We start from the raw sequence: 5,520 nt of genomic DNA on the forward strand, positions 1-5,520 counted from the left end.
AGATTAACCGCAGTTCGTGCGCACCTCGATAATGGTACTTGCGTTCGTTCTTGTGCGGATCGAAAGCGATCTTCATGCGCGCTTGCCATCACGGGCGACCTGTGGGGTCGAGTCGGAAGCAGGCCGATACCGCGCCGCCTGTTCCGCGCGTCTAAACAGCGTTCAGGTCGTCGGCTGCGTATCGCACTTGCTGTGGGAATGCGCGCTGGAATTTTGGTCGGGCGGTCTTGGTCGGGATTGCTGGCAGTACAGGCTCGGCGTCGGTGGTCGCGAGGTTGTCGATATTGGTGGTTAGTGATTACGAGCGTCGATGACCCTGGCTAGATGGATGAGCGTTTCCTTCGCTGAGATGGGATCGATTTTTGCTGGGCTCGGTTTTCGTAAATTGCGATGTACGATCCAGTCACGGTAGCGCTTGATTTGCTTCGCATGACCGACATCGTCGCTTCCAGTCAGTGGCTTTAGAAGATCAAGCGCTTCATCGATTTTCCAATATTCAACTGCATTGACAACCTTTTTTGTCACGGCTTGATTGAATTCCTCAATTGGGGAGCATGTCATCTTTTTGCATTCGGCTTCGAGACATTCAAAAACAAGCCGCTCGAATACGGTCCACATTGAGAGCACCGCGCAATCATCAGCGGACTGTTGGCATTCGCGGATATCATGATCAACGATATCCGCATTAGCTTCTTCGAGCCCGGTATTGCTGAGGTCCAGCTCAAGTACGCCTCCTGCTTTGGATGTCCGTTTCACCTCGCGTCGCACGATTTTCAATGCATCTTTTTGCAGTCTCCAGGCACGGATGATGTCTTCAATACGCTCAACCGCGGAGGTCATAGTCAGAGACCATCAGCAGTAAGTCGAAAAAGAGTCGCTCATCAAGCTTGTGTGCCCGTGAAAGCTGACGACTTTCAACCCAATACCAGCCTGCTTCATCAACACCTCGGTAGATGGGCTGTCGGGTCGCTCTGACATCGTTGCCCGCGCGGACACTGGTCTCGAATAGGGGGCCACCGACATCCCAATCAACCAGGATGGCCTGGTCAATGGTCCCCTCGAAATCAACCCGGCCCTTTGCGCCAATGATCGATGCGCCCACCGGAATGATCGTGCCTAGCGGGTCTCCTTCGGCCGTGCTGAGTCGCAGACCCTGGGCCGGATAGCTGCCGTAGGCTTCTTCGTTGAGGTTGACCCTGTAACGCTGGGTGTTGAGCCCTTTAGCGCTCGACCATTGATCGATTTGGTTCAGTAGGTCATCTAATCGCTGAAGATAGGCGTCGGGTGTCTTGCTGATGGCGGTGGTCATGGCGTTATCCAAGGCTGTGTCGGAGAGCGGCGATCACCTGATCTTGCTCCGACTCGCTGAGTGTTGGAAACAGCGGCAGGCTGAGGGCGCGCTCATCATAGGCTTACGGGTTGTGGGTTATGTTCCAGAACTGTTGCTAAATGCTATTAAATATCAATTAAATCAAAAGCTTGAGTAGGAACTTTACAGATCAGGAGCACGACTGGTTTTTCGAGCGCTCGCTCGGACTTGGAGTGGGTCGAACTGCCAGTCATCCGTTCCAATGCTGCCACGCGAGCCTCTAGTCCACGCAAACGTTCAGCGAGGAGACGGCTGTTGGCACTCATCGGGCAGTAGAACATCGGCAACGACTCAGTGTTTCGGGTTGTCCAAAAGCCTTGAGACGACAAACTGCGCGAACGGCAGGGCGCAGGTCAAGGCCGGCGAGACAGCGTTGAGCACATGCAGGCTCTTGGCATCGCCCTCGATGACGAAATCCATTACCAGCTGGTTGCTGGCGCGCTCGACCAACTGTGCGCGAATGCCGGGCCGGCCGTGGCGGTGAAAGCCCATGGTCTCGGCGCCCTCGAGCAGAGTGGCAGCCTCGGCCACCAGGTAGGAACGGCGCTGCTTGCGCAGCTCTTGGAGCGCCAGGGTGCGGAAGTCGTTGCGATTGCTGATCAGCATGGCCAGTTCGCGCCCGGCCACCTCCAGCAGCTCGTTGGCGCGCAAGCCACTCCAACCGCCATAATGCTCACGCCACCAGGCCGGCAGGGCGGTGGGGCCGATCTTGGTGTGTCCATCGACCGTGCGCGTGACGTGGACGCCAAGAAACGGCTGGCGCAGATCCGGCACGGGGTAGAGGTGCAGGCGCGGGGCTTTGGTGCCGGCATCAGCGTAGCGGTACAGGCCCTTGAATGGCAGTAGGGTGTAGCGCTGGCCGAAGCCGAAGTCGTGTGCAATCCGGTCGGCGTAGAGCCCGGCGCAGTTGATGAGGGTGCCGGCCTGAATGCGTTCGGAGCCGGCTTGGATGCGGTTGTCGCCGAGATGACCACGATAAGGATGGTTAGCGTGCGTTCACGCTCAGTCGTGGAGATGGACTGACTTGGTTGCCTTGCAACTCATGACCTGATTGGCGCGTATTCGATGTCGACGACCGTCCAGCTTTTCTCGTCCAGGCTTCGGCCTGCGATCTTGACCGGCAGTTCTTGGTAGTAGGCTTCTTTGGCATCCTCAAGAAAATGGTCGTCATCGAGCAGAAACGGCACTTCAGTCTCGGCCGTGGCCGGGTTGCGCAAGATTAAACGCAGCAAGTCGAGATCCAGACTGCGGATTCGCCCCTCGAACACGCGTAAAAAAGTTTCCTGTCTCTTGCCGGTCTGGGCTTGGATGGCTCGAATTCTTGCTGTGGTGTGTTGCGTCAGGCTGTAAGTCTTGTGGTGCTGGCCGAGCATGGCGCCAGAGACCTCGACTGCGGTCACGGGCCCCTTGGTACTGCTCATCGGTGCCAGTCGGCGCAGTGAGTCGAGTATTGCTGGTGCGGCCTCACCAAGGGCGCTGTCATCCTGTGCATCTGAGGTGACCCACTCCAGACCTTGCTGCAGAAGCTCCCATCCTTGCGAGCGAATCTGCTGATCGTCATCGTTGACATGGACCCCAGCCAGAAGGTCCGCAGGCTCGGTATCGACGGCTCTCGGTAGCCGCAGACCGACTTCAAGGCTGCCCGGCGAGAGGGACTGAATCTGGAGGCTGTAGAGAGTACGCAGCCATTCCGGCGGTCGTCCTGGCGGATCGATCCTGAGTCCTCTGGCCAGCCATTCGTAGATTGGCTTGAGCGCGGTCTTGGCGATGTCTGCCGCATGCGCCAACACCGGGGCAGGCAAGGCGCCGGATTTGATCTGCTGACCGCACAGCCTGACACGCAGTTCGGGTTCCAGTGAGGGCAACAACATGGTGCCCGGTTCCGGCAGTGCATCGGCTGGAAGCTGGTCTGCGCTGATGCTGAACACCTGCCTGGGTAGGAGATCGTCGATGCCCAGGTCGGCAAGCCAGAGCGACCCGCGCAGAAGGGCTTCGCGCACGCTAATGGTGCCGGTTTTCAGATCGGCGACGGTTTCGGCTGCCGTTGTTGTGAGCAGGTAGCGAAGACGCTCATCCTGCTCGAGTTCTTCCATGAGGTAAACGAGTAGCAGGCATCCCGAGGGGATGGCGGCGGTGAAGATGCAGGGCTGCTCGAATTGGTAGAGTACCTCGATGGGCTGCAGCGCGCCAATGTGCGCTAGCTCGACTGGCTGCAATTCCGCGAGATCGGGCCAGGCCATCATGGCACCTCGCGGATCAGGCTGAACAGGCTGGCTCGGTCTTCGACAGACAGCGAGGATGCGGGCCACCAACTGGTGTGTGTGGGTTGCTGGCCGCTGGTCAGCTTAACCTTGCCATGCGTGTGATTAAGGTCGGCGAACAGGACAAAGCGGCGTTTCCAGCGCCGAAACAGGCGTATCTGGTGCTCTGCATCGCGCTGGCTGCGGAAGGCCGAAAGGGCTCGCCGCAGACAGGGGGCCGCGTTTGGTAAGCTGCCCTTTTCTGCATGGATCTGCATATCACGCGCCTTGGCCGGGTTGGACTTCGCGCAGCGGTAGACCCGGCCGGTTGCGGGCTCGGCGTCGTGCGGCGGGCAGTTAGGGATGTCTGTCGTTGTGTCCTTGGTCATCATTTGTCCTCACTCCTTGGTTTGTGATTGATGGAGAAGTTTGGCTGCGTCCTGCGCTTTGATCAAGCCCGTTAGCGGTGGCACGTTGGTTATATCAGTCTCATGAGGCCTGCAGACAAGCAAACACATGGGCCTGGTCAGCGTGATCGAGTGCTGGATAGATCGGCAGACAGATCACGCGCGCTGCGGCGTCGGTGGCCACGGGCAGGTCGCTGGCTTGGGCTGATGGCAGGCCGGGAATGGCGTCGATGGCTGCGCTTGGGGTCAAGGTTGAGGGTGATCGGGTCGATGTCGACGAAGACTGGCTGAATCTCGTTCCAGAGCAGGGCATGCGCGGTGGCGACGAAGGAGTAGGGCGTGGTGATGACCTCGCCGGTGATGCGCAACGCTTGCAGTGCCGTGGGGCGACGAATCCGGCGGCGCCGATCAGTGCGAAGCTGGTTGACTCAGTGCTACTCACGGCGGCTTGTGACTCCTAGTGGGGCGATGGATGCGATGTTGATGTGGAGGGTGAATCGTGTGCGGCATGGCAGCTGAGGTAACCCGCTTGGAGCTGGTAGCGCAGCCCGGTCGCCTGGCAAGTGGCGGTGGCCTCGCCGGTGAGCGGCAAGTCAAGGCGCTCACCCTGTTGGCTCATCCAGCCAATCTGACGCGCTGGTACGCCGGCCATCAAGGCGTAGGGTTTGACATCCTTCGTGATCACAGCGCCAGCGGCAACGAAGGCATACTCACCCAGGGTCACGCCGCAGACGAGGGTGGCGTTGGCACCAATGGTCGCGCCACGTTTGACCAGGGTATGGCGATACGCATGTTTGCGGACCACGGCTGCGCGCGGGTTGTAGACATTGGTGAAGACCATGCTGGGGCCGCAGAAGACATCCTCTTCCAGCGTGACGGCATCGTAGATGCTGACGTTGTTCTGCACCTTGCAACGGTTGCCGATGACGTCGTTGCCGACGAAGACATTTTGCCCAAACGAGCAGTGCGCGCCGATGCGCGCCCCAGCGCAGATATGCACCCAATGCCAAACCCGCGTGCCGTCGCCGAGTTGTGCGCCGTCATCGACGATGGCGGTGGGGTGGATGTGGGTGTTCAGGTTTTGAGTTGGCCTGTGATGTGGCATCGCTTCGGTGCGAAGGTGTCCGGCTCGCCATTGCAGGTGCGCGAGCAACGATGGCCGCTGCCGCTGGTCGTGTTCTAGCGAGGCTGGTTAGGGAATCGCGAGTTTAAACAATTGCGGCACCTGGCGCCTCAGCGTTGCGTCAGAGTTTGTCCGATGCCGAGGCGGGACTGTGGTGGCTAATGGTGCAGCGTGCTCGAAATTTTGCCGGTGTTCATCCCGATGCTCGCCCGCCAGCGGCCATTCTCGTCAAACAGGATGATAAACGCCTGCCGTTCTGGCGGACTAGGCCGTGCGGAATCGAACCCCTAATCTGCACAACTTGGGATGAAGGCTGGAAGCAAGTGACGTCCTGGGGCAAAAAGTTGACAAATGGGATACCTAATTCGTGAATTATGAGGA

The 5,520-nt window shown here is 59.1% G+C and carries 6 protein-coding genes and 1 pseudogene; all 7 read right to left on the minus strand.

Annotation, left to right across the window (positions count from 1 at the left end):
* Positions 1 to 291 precede the first annotated feature (291 nt).
* Positions 292 to 840: a hypothetical protein gene (locus tag VBE63_RS24120; RefSeq protein WP_323685562.1), complete on the minus strand. Its 549-nt coding sequence runs from the start codon at positions 838 to 840 to the stop codon at positions 292 to 294.
* Positions 824 to 1,309 carry a hypothetical protein gene (locus VBE63_RS24125; RefSeq protein ID WP_323685563.1) on the minus strand — a complete coding sequence of 162 codons (486 nt, stop codon included), beginning with the start codon at positions 1,307 to 1,309 and terminating at the stop codon, positions 824 to 826. Before VBE63_RS24125 ends, VBE63_RS24120 begins: the two co-directional genes overlap by 17 nt.
* Before the next feature lie 351 nt (positions 1,310 to 1,660).
* Positions 1,661 to 2,320 (minus strand): NAD(P)/FAD-dependent oxidoreductase, encoded by a 660-nt coding sequence (locus VBE63_RS24130; RefSeq protein WP_323685566.1) that lies wholly within the window; start codon positions 2,318 to 2,320, stop codon positions 1,661 to 1,663.
* An 89-nt stretch (positions 2,321 to 2,409) separates the two neighbouring features.
* Complete coding sequence (locus tag VBE63_RS24135; RefSeq protein WP_323685564.1) at positions 2,410 to 3,612, minus strand: hypothetical protein; 1,203 nt, start codon at positions 3,610 to 3,612, stop codon at positions 2,410 to 2,412.
* Positions 3,609 to 4,001 (minus strand): hypothetical protein, encoded by a 393-nt coding sequence (locus VBE63_RS24140; RefSeq protein ID WP_323685565.1) that lies wholly within the window; start codon positions 3,999 to 4,001, stop codon positions 3,609 to 3,611. Before VBE63_RS24140 ends, VBE63_RS24135 begins: the two co-directional genes overlap by 4 nt.
* Before the next feature lie 251 nt (positions 4,002 to 4,252).
* A pseudogene (locus VBE63_RS24145) lies at positions 4,253 to 4,399 on the minus strand (DegT/DnrJ/EryC1/StrS family aminotransferase); the annotation flags it as partial.
* Positions 4,400 to 4,473: 74 nt separating this feature from the next.
* Positions 4,474 to 5,121: a DapH/DapD/GlmU-related protein gene (locus VBE63_RS24150; protein WP_416274658.1), complete on the minus strand. Its 648-nt coding sequence runs from the start codon at positions 5,119 to 5,121 to the stop codon at positions 4,474 to 4,476.
* Between the last annotated feature and the right edge of the window lie 399 nt (positions 5,122 to 5,520).

Origin of the sequence: Lamprobacter sp. (genome assembly GCF_034860625.1) — a bacterium.
Taxonomy (GTDB): Bacteria; Pseudomonadota; Gammaproteobacteria; order Chromatiales; family Chromatiaceae; genus Lamprobacter.

Coding starts and splice junctions, on each gene's coding strand:
- VBE63_RS24140 (WP_323685565.1), bottom strand. CDS start 4,001: ATGATGACCAAGGACACAACGACAGACATCCCTAACTGCCCGCCGCAC.
- VBE63_RS24125 (WP_323685563.1), bottom strand. CDS start 1,309: ATGACCACCGCCATCAGCAAGACACCCGACGCCTATCTTCAGCGATTA.
- VBE63_RS24150 (WP_416274658.1), bottom strand. CDS start 5,121: ATGCCACATCACAGGCCAACTCAAAACCTGAACACCCACATCCACCCC.
- VBE63_RS24120 (WP_323685562.1), bottom strand. CDS start 840: ATGACCTCCGCGGTTGAGCGTATTGAAGACATCATCCGTGCCTGGAGA.
- VBE63_RS24135 (WP_323685564.1), bottom strand. CDS start 3,612: ATGATGGCCTGGCCCGATCTCGCGGAATTGCAGCCAGTCGAGCTAGCG.